The following is a 1527-nucleotide window of genomic DNA, read 5'->3' on the forward strand; positions in this document are numbered from 1 at the left end:
CCGGCTCCAACAACACCGTCTGCCGCAGATTCCGGAACCAATACCCCCCGTCCGTCACCGCACCCTCCACCCACTCACCCGTCACCGTCGACAAGAACGGCACCGACGGAACCAACGCCGACACCGAACCCAACACCCCCGCCAACTCCTCCTCCAACACCTCCACATGAGCCGAATGCGACGCATAATCCACATCGATACGACGCACCCGCACCCCCGCCCCCTCCGCGAACCCCACCAACTCCTCCAACGCACCCACATCACCCGACACCACCGTCGACGACGGACCGTTCACCGCAGCCACCGACACCCGACCGCCGAAACGCCCCACCAACTCACGCACACCGCCCACACCCTCGGCGGGCAGAGCCACCGACACCATCCCCCCACCACCCGCCAACGCCACAAGCGCCCGCGACCGCAACACCACCACCCGCGCACCGTCCACCACACTCAACGCACCCGCCACCACCGCAGCCGCGATCTCCCCCTGCGAATGACCCACCACCGCAGCCGGACGCACACCGAACGACTCCCACAACGCAGCCAACGACACCATCACCGCCCACAACACCGGCTGCACCACATCCACCCGATCCAACCCCGGCGCACCCCCCACCCCCCGCACCACATCCACCAACGACCAACCCACCAACCCCTCCAACGCCACCCCACACTCCACGAACCGCGCAGCGAACACCGGCGAAGAATCCAACAACTCCACCGCCATCCCCACCCACTGCGCACCCTGACCCGGAAACACGAACACCGGGTCGAGGGAGGAGCCGGGGCTCTCTGCGAAGCCGCGGGCCGCATTCGGGCAGCGTTCACCTCGGGCCAGGGCGCGCAGGCCGTCGACCAGGCCCGCCTGGTCCGTGCCGATGACCACGGCGCGCTCTTCGAGCGCGGCGCGACCTGTGGCGAGCGCGTGGGAGACGTCCACGGCGGAGAGGTCGGCGGACTCGACGCGGTCGAGCAGCCGCTGTGCCTGCTCCTTCAGTGCGGTCGCCGAGCGGGCCGACAGCATCCAGGGCAGGACGACACCGGTCCTCTCCGCCGTGTCCGCCGCCTCGGCGTCCGTGGTCTCGGCATACGTGGTCTCGGCGTCCGGCGCTTCGGCGTCCGTCGTCCCGGCGGCTTCCGTCTGTTCGGCGACCGGCGCCTGCTCGAGGACGACGTGAGCGTTCGTGCCGCTGCCTCCGAAGGAAGAGACGCCGGCGCGGCGCGGCCGTCCGGTCTCCGGCCAGTCGGCCGCCTCGGTGAGCAGGCGCAGCGTTCCGGAGGACCAGTCGACGTGCGGGGTGAGCTCCTCCCCGTGCAGCGACTTGGGGGCGACGCCGCGCCGGAGCGACTCGACCATCTTGATGACGCCCACTACACCGGAAGCGGCCTGTGTGTGGCCGACGTTGGACTTCAGGGAACCGATCAACAGCGGGGTGTCGGCGTCGTGTTCCTGACCGTAGGTCGCCTGGAGCGCCTGCGCCTCGATCGGATCGCCCAGCTTCGTCCCCGTGCCGTGCGCCTCCA

Annotated in this window: 1 protein-coding gene; it reads right to left on the minus strand. The window is 69.9% G+C overall.

Going from position 1 to position 1527, the window contains the following annotated elements; translation table 11 throughout:
• Nucleotides 1-1527 (minus strand): acyltransferase domain-containing protein (locus ABT300_RS43920; RefSeq protein ID WP_351688753.1); only part of this gene is annotated, 1527 nt, incomplete at both ends.

The sequence above is a fragment of the Streptomyces sp. NPDC001027 genome, from assembly GCF_040299045.1.
Taxonomy (GTDB): Bacteria; Actinomycetota; Actinomycetes; order Streptomycetales; family Streptomycetaceae; genus Streptomyces.